Below are 22,090 nucleotides of genomic sequence, written 5' to 3'. Positions count from 1 at the left end.
CTATTGAAAATTGTGTCAGTTGTGGCCATTCAAATAAAAACCCACTGCATGGCAGTGGGCTGAGTGAACATTATTCGTGTGATTTAGGCGGTACTCGCAAAGACACCAAAATCGAGGCAATGATGGCACTGAATACGATGGCCAATGACAAGGCAATTGGAATATGCACATCGAAGAACAACAACAACATTTTGATACCAATAAAGCACAACACACCTGCTAAACCATATTGCAAATAGGTAAAGCGGTCAGCCATGTCTGCTAATAAGAAATACATGGCACGCAAGCCCAAAATGGCAAAGATGTTAGATGTTAATACGATGAATGGGTCGGTAGTCACAGCAAAAATGGCTGGGATACTGTCAACGGCAAAAATCACATCCGCCAATTCAATCACGATGACAACCAATAACAAAGGCGTGGCAATGCGTTTGCCATTTTCAATGGTAAAAAATTTCTCGCCATCGAAGTTTTGGCTGACTTTGATGTGTTTGGTTAGCCATTTAAACCAAGCGCTATGGGTAATGTCATCGTCTTCGCCTTCTTTTTCAGGCAGCATCATTTTGATACCTGTGAACAACAAGAATGCGCCGAACACATACAAAATCCATTCAAAGCGAGAGACCAAAGCGGCGCCAATTACAATCATGATGGTGCGCAAAATAATGGCACCAAATACACCGTATAACAGCACGCGATGTTGGTATTGTGGCTCTACTTTGAAAGCGGCAAAAATCATTAAGAAGACAAAAATATTGTCGACTGCCAATGATTTTTCCAAAATATAACCTGTGAAAAATTCCATGGTTTTTTCAACTGCAATGGCATGACCATATTCTGGATGGGTATTTAAATACCAATACAGCCATCCTGCAAAAGCACATGAAACCATCACCCAAATGATGGACCAAGTTAAGGCTTCTTTGATGCTGACTTTATGAGCACCATTTTTTTTCAATGCCAATAAGTCTATCGTAATCATGATGGCGACGACGATGGCAAACACACCGTAAAACAGTGGCGTGCCTATGGCTGGGTATTGATCAGGATTCACTGAAGTTCCTATCCGTTTAAATGTTAAAAACACAATGACCGCTGATAGACATCAAGACTCCATAGCGGTGGCTTTCAAGCTTAGCAGAAGAATATGTCAATATTATGAAGTTATGTAGTAAAAATACAAAATACAGTTGTTGTGAAAAATGTTTTGAATAAAAAAGCGTCCTGAAAGTTTCAGGACGCTTGAGGGTGTTACAGGACGCTTACAATGCCAAAGCTGCCGCTGGGTAATCCAACACACTGTCCGCACTGCGAATCACTTGTTGATGTAAGCCCAACACTTGCGGCAAGACCAAGTCAAAATAAGCACGAACCGTATGTTGTTTGTGGCGGTAGAAGTCTTCGCCTAAAACTTGTTCGCTTTCGTTTTCTAAGGCTTGGCCTGCTGCCAAATAAGCACGTGCCATTTCGATAGCGCCCAAAGTGAAGCCAAATTGCATCAAATAAGCCAAGCTGCCTGCTGCTGCATTGTTAGGTGTATTGGCTGCAAATTGTGCCAATACGTATTGCACCGATTCAGCTGCCAAATCCAAAGCTTGGTTCAATTGTGTGACCAAAGGCGAATCGCTAGGCAATTTCGCTGCCAAAGCACGACCTTCGTCTAATAAGTATTGCGCCACTGCACCGCCATTGGCTGCGGTTTTACGACCAATGAAGTCCAAAGCTTGAATGCCATTGGTGCCTTCATAAATGGCAGTAATGCGTACATCACGCACATATTGCGCTGCGCCTGTTTCTTCGATAAAGCCCATGCCACCGAATACTTGCATGCCCAAATTGGTCAAAGTGGTGCCGTTTTCAGTGCTCCAACCTTTGACAATCGGGATTAAGAAATCTAATAAGGCTTGTGCCTGTTTTTGTACATCAGGGACAGGATGACTTTCAGCCACATCCAAAGCCGCAGCGGCTTTCAAGTAAACTGCACGCTGTGCTTCTAAAGTTGCTTTTTGTTGCAACAACATGCGACACACATCAGGATGCTCGATGATGGCAACAGGTGCAATGCTGTCGCTTTGAATGGCACGGCTTTGCACGCGTTCATGTGCGTAAGCCAAAGCGTGTTGGTAAGCACGTTCTGCTACGGCATGACCTTCAATACCCACACCCAAACGTGCATGGTTCATCATTGTGAACATACAATTCAAACCGCGACCCGCTTCACCGACCAAATAGCCACGTGATTCTTCAAACGACATCACGCAAGTAGGGCTGGCGTGGATGCCCAATTTGTGTTCCAAAGACACCGCTTGTGCGTGGTTGAATGCGCCTAAGCTGCCATCTTCTTCTACCCAGTATTTTGGTACGGCAAACAACGAAATGCCTTTCACGCCCGCTGGCGCGTCTGGCAAACGTGCCAATACCAAATGCACGATGTTGTCGACCAATTCATGATCGCCCCAAGTGATGAAGATTTTCTGACCTGTGATGGCGTAAGTGTCGTTGCCCAAAGGTTTGGCTTTGGCGGCCACTTGTGCCAAATCAGAACCTGCTTGTGGCTCGGTCAAGTTCATTGTGCCTGACCATTCACCGTTGGCCATTTTAGCCATGAATTTTTGCTGTACTGCTTCGCTGGCATGGTGATGCAAAGCTTCGAATGCGCCCAAAGTCAACATCGGTAACAAAGAAAATGCTAAGTTGGCAGAACACCACATCTCTTCACACGCTGCCGCCACAGTCATTGGCAAACCTTGACCGTCAAAATCAGGCGAAGCGCGCAAGCCTACCCAGCCTGCATCACGAAATTCATTAAATGCATTGGCAATCACTGGATCACAAACGACTTTGCCATTGACCAATTTAGCGCCGTTTAAATCACCTTGGCGGTTGGTTTCAGCCAATAAGGTTTCGGCGAATTTAGCTGCCTCGTCTAAGATGGCATTGACAGTTTCATCGTCTAAGCCTGCAGATTTTGGCAAAGCCAAAATTTGTGGCAATTGCGCATGGGTGTGTAAGGCAAAACGTAAATCATTTAATGGTGCTTTGTACGTCATGGTTTCTCCTTCTTGGAATCTACTTTGTTTTTGTGAGGTATTACGGTATGTCAGTCTATCGTTTACATCGTTATAACCGAACTATATTGTCATAAAAATGGGTTATTTTGCAAGATTAAGAAGCCATACAAGAATAAAGCTCTAAACACATATTTGTCACTGAATTTGTTAGAATGAAACCTCGATTTTTATGTAGAGATAAGAAATGCTTTGGAAGCAAGGTTGGTATGAGCAAGCTGTGCCGTGTCCATCACCTAATTTTGGTGTGCGAACGCGTACACCTGATTTGATTGTCATCCACAATATTTCTTTACCGCCATTTGAATATGGTTCACACAGCGCGCAAACTTTGTTTCAAAATCAAATTGATCGCAACGCCCATCCTTTTTTCAGTGTGATTGAGCATTTGCGAGTGTCCAGCCATTTTGTGATTGAGCGCGATGGTTGTGTGTATCAATGCGTCAGTTGTGACGATGCCGCTTACCATGCGGGCGTGTCTTCTTTTCACAATGAGGCGGCCTGTAATGGTTTTTCTATTGGGATAGAACTAGAAGGTTGTGATTTTGAGCCATTTGAATGGGCGCAATACGACAGCTTGCTAAAGTTAATTGTGCAATTGCAGCAACAGTATCCTATTCGAGCGGTCACAGGGCATCAGCATATTGCACCAAGTCGGAAAACCGATCCGGGACACTTTTTTGATTGGAAGCGCTTGCAAGAGGTCGGGATTGAAGTGGATTTTAATGAAACAGTCATCATACATGGCTGAAAAATACCGCTATTTGGGCTATACTTCTGAGCGCAAAAGCCGATTCATTAGGCTGGTTTTGATTACTTAAGGATGATTCATCATTTATGAGCGACACCATTTTTTATTATATTGTTGGCGGTTTAGCAGTCATCTTGGCGGTCTTGTTGTTTAATGCTTATAAAGAAAAGCGTTATCGAGATGAAGTCAGACGTCAATTTGGCCATGCAGACCAAGACGCATTGTTGGACACGGCTCGCCATGAAGTGCGTGACGGACAAGGTGTTTTGAACTCAGGTGTGATGAATCATGCGTTGCATCCGACAGGTGCAGCCAAAGTCGCTGCCACTGATATGGCGCAAAAAGAATTATTGGCAACTGCTGATACAGGTAGCCATACCGCAGCGGCACCCATATTCCAAATTGTAGACGAGGAACCTGTGGTGACCGCCGCACCTCGAAGCATCAAAGATTTGGACATACCCAATGTGAAATCAGCGTTGAATCCGGTTAAACCTGAAGACAGTTTGTTATTGGATTTGCAAGATTTGACGCAAATGGAATTGCCATGGTTTGACAGTCGCATTGATTATATGGCGTATGTGTCATTGCGTGAACCTACAGAATTGCAAGCGATTCCACGTTTGAGCAATCGACATCAAGTGCGTGTGGCAGGTTGTACTTTGGATGGTTGTTTTCAATTGGCAGAGCCGATTCCTAGTGTGTATTACCAAGGTTTTGTGATTGGTTTGCAGTGTATCAGCCGTCAAGGTTTGGCGCAGCGTGAAGAATTGGTACAGTTTGCTGAGCAAGTGCGTTTGTTTGCGTCACAAATGGGTGGTGGCGTAGCGGTAGCGAATGTGGATGCTTTTATGCAAGTGGCCGAGCCTATGGACGAATTGTGCATGCGCGTAGACCAAACCATTGCCATTCATTTGGTATCGCGTGAAACGATTAGCGGCCGTGAAATCAAAGCAGCTTTGGAAAGCTTGCATTTTGAGTTAGATGCAGGCGTATTTTGGTTTAGCGATGAACATGGTAAAAATCTGTTCAATGCGGTGAATTTGGACAGTACGCCATTTATCAGTACTGCTTTAGAAAGCCATGCTTATCGTGGTTTTAGCATGTTGTACGATTTGACCAAAGTGCCTGTGGGTGAAAAGACTTTCAACCAATTTATGGATTTGGTGGTGAAATTGTCTAGTACGCTGGGCTTGGATTTGGTGGACGATCAATTGAATGAATTGTCTACTCAATGGCTCAAAGACATTCGCACTTATGTGGTCAGCCGCCAAGAAGAAATGCTCAGTGTGGAAATTGAGCCGGGCAGTGAATTGGCGGAACGATTGTTTTCTTGATGTAAAGGTGTATTGATGAATCATGAATCAATTCAACAGCAAATGGATGAGTTGATTCATTTGCTAGAGCGTTATAACCGCGAGTATTACGAGCAAGACAATCCCAGTGTCAGTGATGCCGAGTACGATGCGGTGTTTTTGCAATTACAAGCTTTAGAAGTGGCGCATCCTGAATTGATGCGTCCTGAAAGCCCCACGCAACGTGTGGGCGGTCAAGCTTTGAGTCAATTTGACAGTGTGGTGCATCAAGTGCCGATGTTGAGCTTGAACAATGCTTTTTCTCCCATAGACAGCCAAGGCGTGTATGACCACAGTCAGATGCAAGCATTTGATGAGCGGGTCAAAAGCGGCCTGAATATGGATGTTTCTCCTGAGTATTTTATCGAGCCTAAATTCGATGGCTTGGCGCTGAGCCTGATTTACGAAAATGGCATTTTGGTACAAGCTGCCACGCGTGGCGATGGTTTGAGTGGTGAAAACGTCACTCAAAATGTCAAAACCATACGCAGTATTCCTTTAAAACTCACGACGGATACGCCGCCTAGATTGTTGGAAGTGCGTGGCGAAGTATTGATGTTCAAAGCCGATTTCGATGCTTTGAATGAGCGTCAAGCGGCTGAAGGTGGCAAATTGTTTGCCAATCCACGCAATGCGGCTGCAGGCAGTTTGCGGCAATTGGATGCGAAAATTGCCGCACAACGACCGTTGGATTTTTTTGCTTACAGCATTGCTCAGTTAGACGAGGCAATACAGCCTTTAGGTCACCAGCAAGAATTGATGTTTTTAGAGCGTTTGGGTATTCCGACGCCACCATCAGATTGCTGTTTGCTCAGCGATAATATGGCTGAAATCAATGCGTTTTATGCCCAAATGGCACTCAAGCGTCCTGAATTGCCTTTTGATATTGATGGTATGGTCATTAAAGTCAATGATTTGGCTTTACAGCAGCGTTTGGGTTTTGTTTCTCGTGCGCCTCGTTTTGCCATTGCCCACAAATTCCCCGCAGAAGAAGCGCCGACTTTGGTCGAAGCCATTGATGTGCAAATTGGTCGCACAGGTGCGGTCACGCCTGTGGCGCGCTTGGTACCTGTGCGTGTGGGTGGTGTGACGGTGACCAATGCCACGCTACACAATGAAGGTGAAGCGCAGCGCAAAGATGTGCGCGTGGGTGACACAATCATGGTGCGCCGTGCAGGGGATGTGATTCCTGAAGTGGTGCGGGTGGTGTTTGAAAAACGCCCAATGCAAGATGTGCCTAGCCAAAGTGATTTGTTTGCTACTGAGTCTTTGCCACAATTTTCACGTTATCAGTTGCCAACAGCTTGTCCTGTGTGTGGCAGTGATATCGTCAAAGAAGGTGATGAAGCCATCGCACGTTGTACGGGTGGTATGTTGTGCCAAGCGCAGCGTGCGCAAGCGTTGATTCATTTTGCTTCACGCACAGCGATGGACATCGAAGGTTTGGGTTCACGTCAAATTGAGCAATTGGTGGATTTGGATTTGGTGCATGAATTTGCCGATTTGTACCGTTTGGACATTCCGACTTTGCAGCGTTTAAAACAAGTTGATGATGAAACTGAAAACAACAAACGTGAAACGCCGATTAAATGGGCGCAGAATATTTTGGCAGGTTTAGAAGCCAGTCGTGCGCCATTATTGTCCCGCTTTATTTTTGCCTTAGGCATACGCCATGTGGGTGAACGTACTGCCAAGACTTTGGCGCAATATTTTGGTCAATTGGCTTTGATACGCCAAATGCCTGCGCCTTTGTTGGCGTGTTTGCCTGATATTGGTGAAGTGGTTGCAAAGAGCATTGCGCAATATTTTGCTAATACCAAAAATCAGCAACAGTTAGATGATTTGTTAAATGTAGGCGTGGCGCCACAAGAAAATATGCCGCATGCGCAATTGTGGCAAGTTTTGAGCATGTCCGAATGGTTGCTGCATTTGCCTGATTTGCGCATGAGTGCCAAAAAAGTGGCGCAATTGTTGTCAGAAGCGGCGACATTTGATGCTTTGCGTGAGCAAGAAGTCAGCGATACAGCATGGATGACATGGCGCTCTAACACCGCCAATTTGCAATTGTTACAACACATAGAGCTTGCTTTACAAGCTTGTCAGGCACAAACAGACAAATTGTTACAGGACGCTTCTATCAACGAAACCGCATTGCCTGTTAATGAAGCGGTGTCCGGCAAGACTTTTGTCTTAACAGGTACTTTGCAACACAAGCGTGATGAAGTGCAAGCATGGTTAGAGGCTGCGGGTGCGAAAGTCAGTGGCAGCGTGTCTAAGAAAACCGATTTTGTCGTGGCAGGTGATGCTGCGGGCAGTAAATTAGATAAGGCAAACGCTTTGGGCGTGGCCGTTTTGAATGAACAACAATTGTTAATTTTATTAGGTAAAAGTGATGAGAAAAATTAAAAAAGCCATCTTCCCTGTGGCTGGCATGGGTACCCGTTTTTTACCTGCTACCAAAGCAAGCCCTAAAGAGATGTTGCCGATTGTCGATAAGCCTTTGATTCAATATGCAGTCGAAGAGGCTATTGCGGCAGGTTGTACGGATATTGTTTTCATTACAGGCCGCAATAAACGCAGCATTGAAGACCATTTTGATAAAGCATATGAATTAGAAGCTGAATTAGAACGCAAACAAAAAGAAGCATTGTTGAAAGTGACGCAAAATATTTTGCCTGAAGGCGTGAACTTAATGTACATCCGTCAGACCGAAGCTTTAGGTTTAGGACATGCGGTTTTGTGTGCACATCCTGCAGTGGGTGATGAGCCATTTGCGGTGATTTTGGCAGATGATTTGATTGATGCACCTAAAGGCGCTTTGGCGCAAATGCTGGATGTTTACAATGCCACAGGCAGCAGTGTCTTGGGCGTGGAGGTGGTTGATCCTAGCCAAACAGGTTCATACGGTATTGTAGAAACTGATGGCAGTGAAGCATCGCCACGAGTGACCAGCATCGTAGAAAAACCAAAACCTGAAGATGCACCATCGAACTTGGCTGTGGTGGGACGTTATATTTTGACGCCTGCTATTTTTCAATTGTTGCGTGAAACTCAAGCTGGTGCAGGTGGCGAAATTCAGTTGACCGATGCCATTGCTAAGCTATTGGATAAAGAAGTGGTTTTAGCGCATGCATTTGAAGGTCAGCGTTATGATTGCGGTAGCAAATTGGGTTATTTACAGGCCACTTTGGCTTATGGTTGTAAGCATCCTGAAGTCGGCGAGGCATTTACGGAAATGGTGGCACAATTTCAAATCAATGCAGCACAATAATCAGAAAATAGGAGCGTAATGGGACTATTAAACAAGTTATGGCAGCAATGGCATCATGCGAAAAATGATGAAGTCAATGAGCCATTGATAGTGAATGGGCAGTCATTTAATTATGCCCCTCATTTTATCAATGGTGAGCGATTGGTGATTGATGCCAAGCGTCATTTGGATGTCAAAAATCCTTGCACTGGACAGTTGGAGCGACGCATCAGCGTGGCTGAAGATACCACTGTGGCCAATGCGGTGAGGATTGCCAAAGACAGCTTGTTTTTATGGTCAGGTACGCCTTATATAGAGCGTTTGCGTGTGATTGAGCATTTTAAAAATGCGTTCGCTTTACAAAGACAGGCTTTGAGTGAGGTTTTGCAGCAAGAAAGTGGCTTGAGTGAGGCGGAAGTCAAAGTTGAAATGGAAGTGACCAATGAAGCCATCATTTATGCTCTGACTGCCTCGCAATTTAAAAGCAATGCCAATTCCAATTGGGGCGATGCCGATGCTTGGATTCAGCACTCGATAGGTCCTGTGGGCGTGGTGACGGTGGTCTGTGATGAGCGCCAAACCATGAAATCCTTGGTCAGCGAGGTGGTGGTGGCGTTGTTGTGTGGCAACACCTTATTGATTAAATCGCATCCGTGTCAGCCTTTATTGCCGGTGTTGTTGGGTGATTGGTTGGCGCAATCTGGTTTGCCTAACGGGGCTTATAATGTGCTGCAAGGTGATGACGCAGTCACGCATATTTTGCACCATCATCCCGATGTGGATGCCATCAGTTATGTCTTTATTGAGCCTGTGACCAAACAAGCACATTTGCGTCAGCGTCAAACAGTATTGGCGCAAAACTTCATTGTATTAGACAACAATGTCGATATGGACAAAGTTTGGAGCCAATTTGTGGCAGGTCCTAGTGTGCGTTTGAACATGCCTATTTGGATGGTGGTCGGTGATGAGGCAGATGTATTGCTTGAAAAATGGCAACATTATTTGCAACATCAAAAAGCGGTGGTTTTGTCTGGTGAAGATGGCTTGAAATGTTGTAGCAGCTTGTTACAGCAAGCTGCCGAAGTTGGTGCGGATATTGTGATTGATGGCAGCCAAATGCCTTTGCCTGAACAAGGTTGGTATATGGGCAAAAGCTTGATTGGCAACATTACGCCTGAGATGGGTTTGCATCAAGTGGCATCCAATCGTTTGGCGGTGATGGTGATGCGTGTACCGGATTTGAATGCGGCGATAGATGTCATCAACCAAACCCATAATGTGGGTGGTGTGAGTTTGTTTTCGAGCAATATCACATCTATGTGGCATTTCAAGCAAAGTCTGCGCCAAGCAGAAGTGATTAGTTTTAATCGGATGGAATTGGTGCCGAGTTTGAATTTACCACGGGGCGACATTACCCATGTTTTGGCGGTCGGTGGGCAACATGCAGCCAGATGGCAGTTTTATGCACGCCATCAATTGATTGTGGGCAGCATACATTAAATGACATCATCCAAATAAAAGCGTCCTGTAAATTTTACAGGACGCTTTTTAATACAGCATTCATATACTTAATAACGCGGTACGCTGGCATCAATTTGGGTAGACCAAGCTTCGATGCCGCCATTTAAATTGTACAAGTCTTCAAATCCCGCATGCTCTAAGAACATGGCCACTTGCATGCTGCGCATACCGTGATGGCAATACACTACAATGGGCAAATCATCAGGCAATTCATTGTGGCGCAAAGTGACCAAATTCATTGGAATGTGTATATGACCTTGAATATGGGCATAAGCCACTTCATTGTCTTCACGCACATCCAATAATACCAATGCTTTACCAGACTCTCGCCAAGCTTGTAAGTCTTGTACAGATAAGCTTTTAACGCCCATGATTAAAATTCAAACACAGGTTTAGCAGCTTGCGCCACGGTTAATGCAGGCGTTGCTGTTTCAAACAAAGCCACTTGTTGGAATGAATTGCCTTGGCGTGTGACTAAAGTGGCAAACATCAAAGAACCAGTGCCCACTACGGCAACCAAGCGACCTTTGTCATTCAATGCATTGAACAATTCAGCAGGAATGCTTTCGATAGAACCGCCCACATAAATGATGTCAAACTGACCCAAATTGCTGATGTCGGTCAAACCATCACGCATGTCCAATTGTACATTTTGTACTTGGGCTTTTAACAAAGCATCACGAGCAAATTCCAATTGTTTGATATCGGTATCCAAGCTTAAAACCGAATCTGCCAAGCCTGCCAAGATTGCAGCGGCGTAACCTGAACCAGTGCCAATGTCCAATACGCGTTCGGTTTTTTGGATGTCCAAAGCTTGTACCATTTTGGCAATGATGCGTGGCTCGGGCATGAATTGACCGTTGATTAATGGCAAAGATTCGTCAACATACGCCAATGCTTGGTGTTCAGGCAGCACAAAATATTCACGTGGAATTTCAGACAAAACATCCAATAATTCAAAATTCAAGATGTCCCAAGGACGAATTTGTTGTTCCACCATATTGTATCTGGCGTGCGCGAAATCCATAGCTACTCCGTAAAATAAGCCGTCATTGCGGCAAGTTTAAACAATGCTTGCGATTATCCCATAAAAGGCAAGTACTTGCATAAATGGATAACAATAAAAAAGCGTCCTGTAAGTTACAGGACGCTTTTGAAGTATCAAATTGGCTTAACCCCAACGATAACCAATACCAGCACCCACACCAAACTTCTCTTGTGAGTTGGCAGTACCTGCGGCACGTACCACCCATTTGCCACCCTCAGAGACGCTTGAGTAGCCAATGGCATAGCCTTGTTCACCGTCAAAATCAGCTGCTGCAACGCCTAACATGCTTGAACCTGAGTCGAAAGCTTGTGGCAACATGGCTGTAGCCATGGCAGAAGCTGCACCTGCATTGGCTCGATCACCGACTTCACCAATTTTGCCTTCTACTTCTTTCAATTGTGAAACGTTGACCGCATCCGTGCCGTTTTTACCTGCTGCGACATTGGTCAAAGTCACAGGTTTGTCTGCATCTTTACCCACAAGCGTTGCTGTATTGGTTGGTGTGCCGCCATTCGGTGTGGTTGGTTTGCTAGGATCTGCGTATTGCACCACGCCTGCACCACCATTAGAAATTTTCTCGAGGGCTTGGTTGGTGGCATACAATTGACTACCATTGACCGCATCGGTACTGCTAGCATTTAACTGACCTGCGGCGACATTGGTAATCGTACGTTCATTGTCTTTAGAACCTACGCTGACAGTGCCGACAGGCTTCGCACCCGCAAAATTATATGTGTCACCGCGAATGGTTGTGCTGGCTGTACCAATTGGCGTATCTGCTACTGAACCATTGCCCAAAGCCAAAGAGTTTTTCGCATTGATGGCATAATCTTTACCCAAACCAATACCATCGGTCACACCTGCAGCAATCGTGCCTTGACCGACTTGCAAATTACCACCTGCGCTGGTGATTTTGGTCTCTCCAACAGTAATGGAATCTACGCCAATATCTTTAGCCTTTAGCCAAACCAACTTTAATACCATTGCCTGAGTCAGCTTTGCTGATGGTGATATTGTCGTAATCTTGACCATTGATGCTTGACTTATCAGAGGCAAAGTCAAAATTTGAGTCTGCTTTAACTTGACCACCACTGTTCGCTTTGCCATCAACCGTATACATCCAACCTGCAGAAGCTGATGTTGTCTTATTATTTAGGGATTGAATAGCATCGTGAATGGTTGTTTCACCAGTGCCACCAATACCACCATAAGTATCGCCATCTGACTTAATATCATTCCATGCAATATCACCGTCTTTGGTGATATAAGTACCACCACCAATGATGTCACCAATAGATGAACCAACAGAATACAATTGGCTACCATTAATAGCATCTTTGCTGGTTGGGTTAACTTGACCCTTGTCAACATTGGTTAATTTGACCGCAGCATCTGTTTTGCCATCTTTGTCCATTAAAGACACAATATTGTCTGTTGGTGCAAATTGGTCAGCTGCCACTGCGCCTTTGCTATCCACATATTGCAATGGTGAAGATGTGGAAATATTCAAGGTATCGGTACCGCTTGCATCTTTGCTAATTTCAACTTTGGTTGATGCATTGCCACCCTTGATGGCCAATGGAGTGTCTTTGTTAATTGTGGTAGTGGTAGATGCGCCAGCTGTATTGTTAGCAATCAAGTCCCAAGAGCCGCCACCTGTGCCAATTAGGTCATATATTTGGCCACCATTCACAGCATCTTTGCTATCTTTAGCGATTGTACCATTTGCTACATTGGTGATTTTTTTACCACCACTGTTAAGACCATTTTCACTGATAATAATAGGACCATTGCCATTAATAGCAATAGGGCCATTGCCGATTTGTACTGATTTAAATGTTACATTATCAGCAGTTGCAATCGTTAATGCGTTGGCATTTGCTGGGTCTTGAGTGACTTTGATATTTTGTCCCTCTCTGAAGTTGACTGTGTTATCAGCCGCCACAGAGGTTGCGTTGCCATCATTGACTTGGATTTTCCAAGTTTGGCTTTCCAAATTGGTCACTCTGTTTTTGGTTGTGTTGACAATTGTATTGGTAGCATACAATTGAGAGCCATTCACCGCATCTTTGCTGATATCGCTCAACGTAGCTTCTGCAACATTGGTTAATTTCACCGCAGCATCTGTTTTACCACCTTTGTCCATTAAAGACACAATATTGTCAGTTGGCGCAAATTGGTCAGCTGCTGCTGCACCTTTGCTATCCACATATTGTAATGGTGAAGATGTTGAAATGTTCAAAGTATTGTTACCGTCTGTATCTTGGCTGATTTCAACTTTGGTTGATGCATTGCCAGCTTTGATAGCCAGTGGTGTATCTTTGTCAATTGTGGTGGTAGTGGATGTGCCAGTGGTATTGTTAGCAATTAAGTCCCAAGAAGAGTCCCCTGTACCAATCAAATCATATATTTGACTACCATTCACAGCATCTTGGCTATCTTTGGTAATTGCACCATTTGCTACATTGGTAATTTTTTGGTTACCAGCATTGATGCCTTTAGAGTTAATGACAACAGAACCTACGCCAACGCTATTAAACAAAACATCGGCAGCAGTAGCAATGGTTAAAGTATTTGGGTTATTTGAATCTTGAGTGACTTTGATGTTTTGTCCCTCTCTGAAGTTGACTGTATTATCAGCCGCGACAGAGGTTGCTTTACCATCGTTGACTTGGATTTTCCAAGTTTGGCTTTCCAAATTAGTCACTCTGTTTTTGGTTGTGTTGACAATTGTATTGGTAGCATACAATTGAGAGCCATTCACCGCATCTTTGCTGATATCGCTCAATGTAGCTTCCGTTACATTGGTAATTTTTTTGTTACCAGCATTGATACCTTTAGAGTCAATGACAACAGAACCTACACCAACGCTGTTAAAGACAACATCGTCAGCAGTGGCAATGGTTAAAGCATTTGGGTTATTTGGGTCTTGAGTGACTTTGATATTTTGTCCCTCTCTGAAGTTGACTGTGTTATCAGCCGCGACAGGAGTTGCTTTACCATCATTGACTTGAATGTTCCAAGTTTGCTCAGATAAACCACCGATAGCTTCATACGCAGCATACAATTGAGAGCCATTGATGGCTTGCGTGCTAGAAGAGGTGACTTGACCTGCGCCCACATGCGTAATTACGCGCTCATTTTTTTCGCTACCAATGCTTAATGTATTGTGAATATTGGCAGCAGCAAAATCGTAATTTTTATCGTTTAAAGTAACACCAACACCTGATAGTTGATTGTTATTTAAATCGATAGCATTGCTATTGTTGCCAAGAGCAATATTGTTGGCTGTGGCAGAAGTGTTGTGACCTAATGCAAAAGCATTATCACCGATAGCTCTTGCAGAGTTGCCTAGAGAAATGGCATTGGCGCTAGCCATGCTAGAGTGACCGATGGCAAAAGCATTACCGCTATCTGGATTAGAGGCATTAAATCCAGCGCTAGCGTTTTTGCCGATAGCAATCGACTCTTTACCTGCTGATGCCATATTCGCGCCAGTACCAGTACCCATTGCAATACCATCATTGCCGCTGGTTTGTCCTGTTTGTAGTGCAGAGCCCGCACCACCAGTAGCAAGCAATGCACCTGGTGCAGAAGCACCACCATTGGTGGCACTTACCCAAGATGCGTAAGTAATGGTAGTTGCCCCCAAGCCAATAGCTGATGCTACTAGAACTTTTGTGGCTTTAGATGCTTTTTTCCCTTTGGCAGGTGTGTCTTCTGCTACAGCGGTATAAGTTTGTGTCGTTTCATTGAAGATAACGCGGTAACGCTTATTCATGATAAATCCCCTCACCAGATTGTGATGTCTGTTGCATGCTGAGATGTTGGTTTGAAAGAGAATTTTAGCCAAATGTAAAGTAATGCGAAGGCCGAAATTCTATGAATCTCAAAACAGAACATACTTCAGCAAGCAAATATTTTTCTAACTCGTTAGTTCAGTGTACTTTAATTTCGATTTAGGTATTCAAATTGGTTTACATTTTGCCCATTAAATCAAATAAAAATGAAACTTTGATGCGCATCATTATAAGCATAGAATTTTTTTTTAACTTTGATTTGCCCATGCTACGACCTTATTTACTTGATTTTTTGCTATGAATACAACAAAAAAAAAGAATAACGTCATAATGTGGCTATTTTACATCAGTTTTTCGATTTAGGTATTTGATTGCAATAAAAAATAATGGCTTAGAATAGAGTACGAATGAGGAAAAACAACGCACCAGCCAACGACATTGCAACTGGAAAGGTAAATAACCATGCCAATAAAATATTGCGAATGGTTGACCATTGTAAGCCTGATTTATTGGCAACAGCAGTACCTGCGACAGCACTAGACAAAATCTGTGTTGTAGAGACCGGTAAGCCTAATAGGTTAGCACCTGCAATACCTAAGGCAGCAGTCAGTTGCGCACAAACGCCTTGGGCATAAGTCATGTGTGATTTACCAATACCTTCACCCACAGTGGTTACTACGCGTTTCCAACCAACCATTGTGCCAACACCCAATGACAAAGCCACAGCGACAATGACCCATAATGGTGCATATTCAACTGGTAAAGAAAAGTCATTGCGAATTTGTTGTAAGTATTGTTTGTCTTCAGCAGACAAATTAGGTAGGGTTGCCAATTGTTTGGCGGTGTTTTCTAAACACAATAAATTAGTACGTAAAGCCCAACGTTGATCGGTCGTAAATTGACTGATTTGGTGGCTACCTGACATCAATTGACGTACGTTTTGACCATAAGTCAGTGCGTCAGCAGGTTGGCAATGTACTTTGCCGGCTTCCACTGCTTTTGTTTCAGCAGGGAAATGTGCTTGAATGGCTGCTTGATTTTGTTCTACAAAAACTTCTAAGCGCTGCACTGATGCCAATGAGCGTTCTAAATCGTATTGGCTGATGTTGGAGTTCACCACAAAATGAGTTGGCAAAATACAAATCAAGGTCAACATGGCCAAGCCAATGCCTTTTTGCCCATCATTTGAGCCATGCGCAAAACTAACACCCATAGCCGACATAATCAATAAAAAACGTGTCCAAAATGGAGGATGTTTTTTACCGCGTACGCCATTGCGTAAATAAGGTGTTTGGTGAATTTTGCCAATAGGTACGACTTTGCGCAATACCGATAACATGATGAAAGCTAATAAGAAACCAGCCAATGGTGAGAATAACAATGAAGCGCCCACATCCATGGCTTTGCTCCAATTGACACCATCTGCAATCGATTGGCCGTCCATCAAAGCATTGGCAACGCCTACGCCCAAAATAGCACCGATTAATGTGTGTGAACTAGAAGCGGGTAAACCAAAATACCAAGTACCCAAATTCCATAAAATAGCGGCAATCAACAAAGAGAAAACCATAGCCAACAATACTTCGGTATTGCCTGAGGCTAATAAGTCAATGGGTAGTAAGTTTACAATTGCATAAGCAACAGCCAAACCACCTAAAACCACACCTAAGAAGTTGAAAATACCTGATGCGATTACCGCATGTACAGGCTTCATAGATTGTGTATAAATGACAGTAGCAACTGCATTGGCAGTGTCGTGGAAGCCGTTGATGAATTCAAAAAAGAAAACCAAACCAAGGGCTAAAAGTAATAATGCCACCATGGTAGGTGACAAGGTAGAAAAAATTTCTAACATAATAAAATTGGATGGACAGAATAATAAGATTGTCGGTCTTTTGTAGTATGACAGTCAAGGAGAAAATTGTAACATAACATATTAATTAAATTATTTTTATTAACGAAAACAAGCGACCTATGACTTCAGGCCGCTTGTAATATAAATTATTGGTTAATACTGTATCAATTAACCAAATTTGCCGGTAATGTAGTCTTCAGTTGCTTTTTCTTTTGGTTTGGTAAAAATCACTTTGGTATCGTCAAACTCGACCATTTCGCCCAAATACATATAAGCGGTGAAATCAGACACGCGAGCTGCTTGTTGCATGTTGTGTGTGACGATGGCAATGGTGTAATCGTTTTTCAATTCGGTGACCAATTCCTCGACCTTGGCTGTTGAAATCGGATCAAGGGCAGAAGTTGGCTCATCCAGTAGCAATACTTCAGGCTTGGTTGCAACGGCACGAGCGATACACAAACGTTGTTGCTGACCACCTGATAAAGAGTTACCAGATTGCTTTAACTTGTCTTTGACTTCTGTCCATAAAGCCGCTTTTTTCAGTGCCCATTCCACACGATCATCCAAATCGCTACGGCTGAGTTTTTCATACAATTTCACACCAAAAGTTACATTGTCATAAATTGACATCGGAAATGGGGTTGGTTTTTGGAATACCATGCCGACTTTGGCACGCAATAAATTCAAATCGACATCTTTACCTAAAATCGATTTGCCTTCTAAAGTCAAACCACCTTCAGCGCGGAGTTATTGTCAAATCTGGTGTATGGCATTCAGGCCGCTTTCTCTGTTGATTGCTCGTCTTCCTGCTTGCCATCTTTGAAGATGACGTTGTTGACCACCAAGGTCAATAAGTTGAATCCTTGAATCCGGCGCCAACGCTTTTGGGCCGTTTCCAATAATTTGTACACCATCGCCAAAGTGGTTTCTCTGGAACCGCAGTTTTTAGCCCGCTTACTACGCAATCGTACGGTAGCAAACGTGGATTCAATCGGGTTGGTGGTGCGGATGTGCGTCCAATGCACATTTGGAAAGTCATAGAATGCCAATAACTCTTCTTCATCCTTCACCAGTTTGTTAATGGCTTTGGGGTATTTGTCACCAAAGCGAGCCACTGTTTGTTTGAAGGCTTGTTCTGCACTTTCTTTGGTTTCGGCCATCCAAATTTCTTTCAAAGCCTCTCGCAATTTGCCTTGTACCGATTTGGGTACGGCTGCCAACACATTGGCCGTTTTGTGCACCCAACAGCGCTGATGTTTGGTGTCTGGATAAGACTTGGCCATGGCATTCCAAAAGCCCAACGCACCATCGCCGACCGCCAATTTTGGACTGGTTTCCAAACCCCTCAAACGCAAGCCTATCAACACTTCTGACCAACTGACTTCAGATTCCCGATAACCATCTTCAACCGCCACCAACTCTTTATGTCCTTGATCAGTCACACCAATGATGACCAGCAAACACAGTCTATCGTCCAATCGCACATTGCTGTAAATGCCATCGGCCCACCAATACACATAGCGTTTGCCCTTTAAATCCCGCTGGCTCCATTGCCGATGTTCGTCCGTCCAATGTTGCTTCAAACGACTGATGGTATTGGCTGACAAGCCTTTGGCCTGCTCTCCCAATACAGCCGCCAAAGCTTGTTGGTGGTCACCTGTGGAAATGCCTTTCAAATACAGCCATGGCAGCAATTCTTCGATGCTTTTGGTACGTTTCAAATAAGGCGGCAACAATTGACTGTTGAAACACACACCGTCACCACTGCGATCTCGTACCTTCGGCACTTTCACCTGTACATCACCAATGCCAGTCTGCACTGTTCGTTCCGGCAAATAACCATTTCTGACCAATGCTTGGCGACCATCGGGAAGTTTCTTGGGTGAGTGTTGCTCCAGCAAAATCTGCAATTCGGTTTCAACTGCTTTGGCAATCAACTCCCTGGCTCCCTGACGCAGCAAATCGGTCAATGGGTCATTGAATGTTTGCTGTGGTTGTACGAATGCATTTGGGTTAGAATCAGTCATGGCGTATTCCTTTTGTTGGTTGAAATCTTTGGTCGGAAATCAATCAACAGGATACGCCTTCTTCATTTGTTCGTCATACACCAGAAATGACTATAGCTCTCAGCGCGCATGCCGGGATATAAGTCGTACATACGGTTGAATGTGCGCAATAAAGTCGATTTGCCGCAACCAGATGGGCCAATGAAGGCGGTGACTTTTTTCTCTGCAATATCCAAATTGATGTTTTTTAGAGCGTGAAAATCACCGTAGTAAAAGTTAAAGTCTTTTGCAGAAATCTTAGCAGTCATGAAATCAATTCCTAAATCTTAATGTTTGTTCGCACTTTGGCGGCTCAAAAAGCGCGCAGCGATGTTGGCAATCAAAACGGTCAAAGTAATCAACAAAGCTGCCGCCCAAGCCAAACGTTGCCAATCTTGGTAAGGACTCATGGCAAATTGGAAAATAGTGTTAGGCAAATTGGCAATCGGTGCATTCATGTCGGTACTGAAAAATTGGTTGTTCAATGCGGTGTAAAGCAATGGTGCGGTTTCGCCTGAAACCCGTGCAAAAGCCAATAACACACCAGTCAACACGCCTGCTTTGGCTGCACGCAAAGTCACCATTGTGACCAATTTCCATTTTGGCGTACCCAAAGCGTAAGCTGCTTCACGCAAGCTATTTGGTACCAAGCGCAACATGTTTTCGGTGGTGCGAATCACAACTGGAATCACCAGTAAAGACAAAGCCAAAGAACCTGCCCAGCCTGAAAAGTGACCCATAGGTACGACCATCAGACCGTAGATGAACAAACAAATCACGATAGAGGGTGCTGACAATAAAATGTCGTTCATAAAACGGGTAGCAGATGCCAACCATGATTTGCCACCGAACTCGGCCAAATAAATACCGGCCAAGATGCCAATTGGGGTGCCGATGAGCAAACCAAATAAAGTGACCAATAAGCTGCCGACAATGGCATTGCGTAAGCCGCCTTCCATGCCAGCAGGAGGCGTATTCATGGTGTAGGTGTTGATGTCCAATAAGCCATCTAAACCATTACCGAATAAGGTAATCAAAATCCAAGCCAACCAAAACAAGCCAAAAGCCATGGTGCCCCACGCCATTGCAAGGTTGAATTTGTTGATGAACAGGCGGCGTTTGTATAAGGCGTTATTCATTGGTAATCTCCTAATTAACGACCTTCATGACGCTGCATGCGCAACAACATGACTTTAGAAATGCACAACACAACAAAGGTAATCAAGAACAAAATCAAGCCCAAAAATAACAATGAAGAAACATGTGCTTCATCGACGGCTTCGCCAAATTCATTGGCCAAAGCGGAGGTAATGGATACACCTGAGCTGAATAAGCTGCCTGTAATATTAAAAGTGTTACCGATGACAAAAGTGACGGCCATGGTTTCACCCAAAGCCCGACCCAGACCTAAAATAATGCCGCCAACCACACCCGCTTTGGTATAAGGCAAAACCACATGTCGCATCACTTCCCAAGTCGTGGAACCCAAGCCATAAGCAGATTCTTTTAAGAGGGTAGGGGTGACTTCAAACACATCACGCATCACCGATGCAATGAAAGGGATAATCATGATGGCTAAAATCAAAGCAGCGGTGAATAAGCCAATGCCCATTGGCGCACCTTGGAATAAAGTGCCAATCACTGGTACATCACCTAAATATTGAATCATGTGTGGTTGGACGTGTTCACCAAACCAAGGTGCGAAGACAAATAAACCCCACATGCCATAAATGATAGAAGGTACACCTGCCAATAATTCTACCGCTACGCCTAATGGGCGTTTTAACCAAGAAGGACTTAATTCGGTTAAAAAAATGGCAATACCAAAACTCACAGGAACGGCAACCAATAAAGCAATCACAGATGTGACAAGTGTGCCAAATACGGGTGCTAAAGCACCATAATCAGCGGCAACTGGATCCCAATTTTTGCTGGTTAAAAAGCCCCAGCCAAATTTTTCCATACTTGGCATCGCACCTACAATCAATGTGATCATGATGCCAACCAAGCTTGCCAAGACCAAGAAGGCAAACAGTTTGGTCACATTAACAAAGAGCCAATCCAATTTACGCTGTGTTGCCAGCTTTTGCTGTAAATTACTCATAATGTTTTCGTTCTTTATGAATCAATCATGTTTGTTGCTAAAAAACACAGCCCTTCCTTCAGTTTTTTTGAAGAAAGGGTGTGGTTTTCATGAAGTTTGATTACAAGACAGGTTTGCCATTGGCATCCACAACTTGTTTCCAGCTTTCACGAATCAATGCCTTGGTTTCAGCTGGCAAAGGTACATAGTCCAACTTCACAGAAGCATCATCGCCAGTGTTGTAAGCCCAATCAAAGAAACTCAACGCTGCTTTGGTTTTTTCAGCATCAGCTGGCTTGGTGTGCACCAAGATAAAAGTCGCTGCTGCGATAGGCCATGCATTGGCATCGGCTTGGTCAGTCAAAATCAAACCAAAGCCAGGAACTGAGTTCCAATCCGCTTTGGCCGCAGCTGAGAATGTTTCCAAAGAAGGTTGTACGAAGTTGCCTGCTTTGTTTTTCAAAGACACATGTGACATGTTGTTTTGTTTGGCGTAAGCAAACTCAACATAACCAATCGAGTTTTTCACAGTACGAACAAAATTCGCTACACCTTCATTACCTTTGCCTGCTGTACCCGAATTGCTAGAAGCCGTTGGCCATTTCACGGCATTGGCTGCGCCCACAGTGGTCTTCCACTCAGCTGAGACAGCACTTAAATAATTGGTAAAGTTAAAGCTGGTGCCTGAACCATCAGAACGGAATACTGTGGTGATAGTAGCGTCTGGCAAGTTGATATCAGGATTCAAAGCTTTGATTGCGGCATCGTTCCAATTGGTAATTTGACCCAAATAGATTTTTGCCAAAGTATTGCCATCTAATTTCAATTGACCAGGTTGTATGCCTTCGATGTTCACAATAGGCACAACGCCGCCAATCACAGTTGGAAATTGAATCAAACCATTGTGATCCAAATCTTCTTTGGATAAAGGTGCATCGGTGGCGCCAAAATCGACAGTTTTAGAGTTGATTTGTTTGACACCGCCACTAGAGCCAATAGATTGGTAATTGACTTTGACGCCTGTGGCTGCGTTATAGTCTTGCGCCCATTGCGCGTAAATAGGCTGAGGGAATGAAGCACCCGCGCCTGTGATTGTCACATTGCTGGTAGTGCTAGGAGGTGTTGCACCGCCTGCTGATTTCGGTGTCACCGGACCTGAAGATTCCCCGCCGCAAGCTGCCAAGCTCAAAGCACCCAATACAACTGCAGTAGATAACATCAAACGCATGGTTTACCCCGTATTTAATCAATAAATGAATGAAGAAAAATTTTGGTGATTCGCATCAGCTATATTTCAGAATGCTCGCAGTTTAC

At 44.1% G+C, this 22,090-nt stretch carries 16 protein-coding genes and 2 pseudogenes; 5 read left to right on the top strand and 13 right to left on the bottom strand.

What is annotated here, in order from left to right; translation table 11 throughout:
• Window positions 1–70 precede the first annotated feature (70 nt).
• Complete coding sequence (locus ADP71_RS10660) at window positions 71–1,054, bottom strand: TerC family protein (protein WP_216604006.1); 984 nt, start codon at window positions 1,052–1,054, stop codon at window positions 71–73.
• Between the two features lie 208 nt (window positions 1,055–1,262).
• Window positions 1,263–3,050 (bottom strand): acyl-CoA dehydrogenase, encoded by a 1,788-nt coding sequence (locus ADP71_RS10655; RefSeq protein ID WP_104932155.1) that lies wholly within the window; start codon window positions 3,048–3,050, stop codon window positions 1,263–1,265.
• A gap of 205 nt (window positions 3,051–3,255) precedes the next feature.
• Here ADP71_RS10655 and ampD point away from each other — a divergent pair, with 205 nt between their 5' ends.
• The 5 genes from ampD to ADP71_RS10630 all read left to right on the top strand — a co-directional run bounded on the left by ampD (window position 3,256) and on the right by ADP71_RS10630 (window position 9,924).
• Window positions 3,256–3,819 (top strand): 1,6-anhydro-N-acetylmuramyl-L-alanine amidase AmpD, encoded by a 564-nt coding sequence (gene ampD / locus ADP71_RS10650; RefSeq protein ID WP_019957900.1) that lies wholly within the window; start codon window positions 3,256–3,258, stop codon window positions 3,817–3,819.
• 86 nt (window positions 3,820–3,905) lie between these two features.
• Window positions 3,906–5,156 (top strand): cell division protein ZipA C-terminal FtsZ-binding domain-containing protein, encoded by a 1,251-nt coding sequence (locus ADP71_RS10645; RefSeq protein ID WP_171461146.1) that lies wholly within the window; start codon window positions 3,906–3,908, stop codon window positions 5,154–5,156.
• 15 nt (window positions 5,157–5,171) lie between these two features.
• Window positions 5,172–7,580, top strand: a complete 2,409-nt coding sequence (ligA, locus tag ADP71_RS10640) for an NAD-dependent DNA ligase LigA (protein ID WP_171461145.1) — start codon at window positions 5,172–5,174, stop codon at window positions 7,578–7,580.
• Entirely contained in the window at window positions 7,567–8,445 is an 879-nt protein-coding gene (galU, locus tag ADP71_RS10635) for a UTP--glucose-1-phosphate uridylyltransferase GalU (protein ID WP_171461144.1), read from the top strand. Before ligA ends, galU begins: the two co-directional genes overlap by 14 nt.
• Window positions 8,446–8,463: 18 nt before the next feature.
• Window positions 8,464–9,924, top strand: a complete 1,461-nt coding sequence (locus ADP71_RS10630) for an aldehyde dehydrogenase family protein (RefSeq protein ID WP_171461143.1) — start codon at window positions 8,464–8,466, stop codon at window positions 9,922–9,924.
• Window positions 9,925–9,992: 68 nt separating this feature from the next.
• Here the strand turns inward: ADP71_RS10630 and ADP71_RS10625 are convergent, their stop codons facing one another.
• The 11 genes and pseudogenes from ADP71_RS10625 to pstS form a co-directional block, all read right to left on the bottom strand.
• Window positions 9,993–10,316 carry a rhodanese-like domain-containing protein gene (locus ADP71_RS10625; RefSeq protein WP_104932152.1) on the bottom strand — a complete coding sequence of 108 codons (324 nt, stop codon included), beginning with the start codon at window positions 10,314–10,316 and terminating at the stop codon, window positions 9,993–9,995.
• A gap of 2 nt (window positions 10,317–10,318) precedes the next feature.
• Complete coding sequence (locus tag ADP71_RS10620; RefSeq protein WP_019957906.1) at window positions 10,319–10,972, bottom strand: protein-L-isoaspartate O-methyltransferase family protein; 654 nt, start codon at window positions 10,970–10,972, stop codon at window positions 10,319–10,321.
• 144 nt (window positions 10,973–11,116) lie between these two features.
• Entirely contained in the window at window positions 11,117–11,977 is an 861-nt protein-coding gene (locus ADP71_RS13155) for a YadA-like family protein (RefSeq protein WP_158667256.1), read from the bottom strand.
• A complete protein-coding gene (locus ADP71_RS13060; protein ID WP_158667255.1) occupies window positions 11,946–14,774 on the bottom strand; it encodes an ESPR-type extended signal peptide-containing protein in 2,829 nt (942 codons plus the stop codon). Before ADP71_RS13060 ends, ADP71_RS13155 begins: the two co-directional genes overlap by 32 nt.
• A gap of 410 nt (window positions 14,775–15,184) precedes the next feature.
• Window positions 15,185–16,648, bottom strand: coding sequence for an inorganic phosphate transporter (locus ADP71_RS10605; RefSeq protein WP_104932149.1), 1,464 nt, complete (start codon window positions 16,646–16,648; stop codon window positions 15,185–15,187).
• A 168-nt stretch (window positions 16,649–16,816) separates the two neighbouring features.
• Window positions 16,817–17,395: pseudogene (locus tag ADP71_RS10600) on the bottom strand (phosphate ABC transporter ATP-binding protein); the annotation flags it as partial.
• 26 nt (window positions 17,396–17,421) lie between these two features.
• Complete coding sequence (locus ADP71_RS10595; RefSeq protein ID WP_104931213.1) at window positions 17,422–18,675, bottom strand: IS256 family transposase; 1,254 nt, start codon at window positions 18,673–18,675, stop codon at window positions 17,422–17,424.
• Between the two features lie 98 nt (window positions 18,676–18,773).
• A pseudogene (locus ADP71_RS10590) lies at window positions 18,774–18,962 on the bottom strand (ATP-binding cassette domain-containing protein); the annotation flags it as partial.
• A gap of 18 nt (window positions 18,963–18,980) precedes the next feature.
• Complete coding sequence (pstA, locus tag ADP71_RS10585; RefSeq protein ID WP_104932148.1) at window positions 18,981–19,832, bottom strand: phosphate ABC transporter permease PstA; 852 nt, start codon at window positions 19,830–19,832, stop codon at window positions 18,981–18,983.
• Window positions 19,833–19,846: 14 nt separating this feature from the next.
• Window positions 19,847–20,797: a phosphate ABC transporter permease subunit PstC gene (pstC, locus tag ADP71_RS10580; protein WP_019957912.1), complete on the bottom strand. Its 951-nt coding sequence runs from the start codon at window positions 20,795–20,797 to the stop codon at window positions 19,847–19,849.
• A gap of 100 nt (window positions 20,798–20,897) precedes the next feature.
• Complete coding sequence (pstS, locus tag ADP71_RS10575; RefSeq protein ID WP_019957913.1) at window positions 20,898–22,004, bottom strand: phosphate ABC transporter substrate-binding protein PstS; 1,107 nt, start codon at window positions 22,002–22,004, stop codon at window positions 20,898–20,900.
• Between the last annotated feature and the right edge of the window lie 86 nt (window positions 22,005–22,090).

The sequence above is a fragment of the Vitreoscilla sp. C1 genome (assembly GCF_002951955.2).
GTDB classification, from domain to species: Bacteria; Pseudomonadota; Gammaproteobacteria; order Burkholderiales; family Neisseriaceae; genus Vitreoscilla; species Vitreoscilla stercoraria.
Note: the sequence above shows the minus strand (reverse complement) of the source record. Positions and strands in the feature narration are given on the sequence as shown.